This is a genomic window from Serratia sp. MMO-28 (genome assembly GCF_037199905.1).
In the GTDB taxonomy this organism is placed as follows: domain Bacteria; phylum Pseudomonadota; class Gammaproteobacteria; order Enterobacterales; family Enterobacteriaceae; genus Chania; species Chania oryzae.
This window is the reverse complement of record NZ_JBBCVB010000074.1, coordinates 1-1,028: the sequence shown is the minus strand read 5'-3', so window position 1 is coordinate 1,028 and position 1,028 is coordinate 1. Positions and strand designations below refer to the sequence as shown.

1 rRNA gene is annotated in these 1,028 nt (G+C 52.7%); it reads right to left on the bottom strand.

The features are described from left to right. A 23S ribosomal RNA gene (locus tag WG891_RS26570) occupies positions 1-1,028 on the bottom strand; the annotation flags it as partial.

Below are 1,028 nucleotides of genomic sequence, written 5' to 3'. Positions count from 1 at the left end.
AGCGTCGCTGCCGCAGCTTCGGTGCATGGTTTAGCCCCGTTACATCTTCCGCGCAGGCCGACTCGACCAGTGAGCTATTACGCTTTCTTTAAATGATGGCTGCTTCTAAGCCAACATCCTGGCTGTCTGTGCCTTCCCACATCGTTTCCCACTTAACCATGACTTTGGGACCTTAGCTGGCGGTCTGGGTTGTTTCCCTCTTCACGACGGACGTTAGCACCCGCCGTGTGTCTCCCGTGATAACATTCTTCGGTATTCGGAGTTTGCATCGGGTTGGTAAGCCGGGATGGCCCCCTAGCCGAAACAGTGCTCTACCCCCGAAGATGAGTTCACGAGGCGCTACCTAAATAGCTTTCGGGGAGAACCAGCTATCTCCCGGTTTGATTGGCCTTTCACCCCCAGCCACAAGTCATCCGCTAATTTTTCAACATTAGTCGGTTCGGTCCTCCAGTTAGTGTTACCCAACCTTCAACCTGCCCATGGCTAGATCACCGGGTTTCGGGTCTATACCTTGCAACTTGACGCCCAGTTAAGACTCGGTTTCCCTACGGCTCCCCTATTCGGTTAACCTTGCTACAAAATATAAGTCGCTGACCCATTATACAAAAGGTACGCAGTCACACCACGAAGGTGCTCCCACTGCTTGTACGTACACGGTTTCAGGTTCTATTTCACTCCCCTCGCCGGGGTTCTTTTCGCCTTTCCCTCACGGTACTGGTTCACTATCGGTCAGTCAGGAGTATTTAGCCTTGGAGGATGGTCCCCCCATATTCAGACAGGATGTCACGTGTCCCGCCCTACTCATCGAACTCACAACACGTGCATTTTAGTGTACGGGGCTATCACCCTTTACTGCGCGACTTTCCAGACGCTTCCACTAACACACGCACTGATTCAGGTTCTGGGCTCTTCCCCGTTCGCTCGCCGCTACTGGGGGAATCTCGGTTGATTTCTTTTCCTCGGGGTACTTAGATGTTTCAGTTCCCCCGGTTCGCCTCGTATGGCTATGTATTCACCATACGATAGTG